Consider the following 373-nt stretch of genomic DNA (forward strand, 5'->3'; position numbering starts at 1 on the left):
GGCTGAAGCCTGGCCGCGCGGCCGAACGACTGGGCCTGACGGTCCGGCAGATCGAACGGCTAGTGATTCGGTACCGGGAATCTGGCGCGGTTGGACTGACGTCGCGCAAACGTGGTCGTCCGGGGAACCGGCGATTGGACGAGGAACTGGCTCGGCGAGCGCTGACGATCATTCGCGAGCGCTACGCGGATTTTGGCCCGACGCTGGCCTGCGAGAAGTTGTCCGAGTGCCATGGCATCCAGTTGGCCAAGGAAACGGTACGGCGGCTGATGACGGATGCCGGTTTGTGGGTGCCACGCCGGCAGCGGCCGCCGAAGGTCTATCAGCCGCGGGCCCGGCGCGCCTGCTTGGGCGAACTGATTCAGATCGACGG

1 protein-coding gene is annotated in these 373 nt (G+C 66.5%); it reads left to right on the forward strand.

The annotated features are described in order from the left end of the window. Positions 1-2: 2 nt before the first annotated feature. The coding region (locus HWX39_RS35865; protein ID WP_244135169.1) for a helix-turn-helix domain-containing protein at positions 3-373 on the forward strand (371 nt) is incomplete at its 3' end.

The sequence above is a fragment of the Burkholderia sp. BCC0322 genome (assembly GCF_902833045.1).
In the GTDB taxonomy this organism is placed as follows: Bacteria; Pseudomonadota; Gammaproteobacteria; order Burkholderiales; family Burkholderiaceae; genus Burkholderia.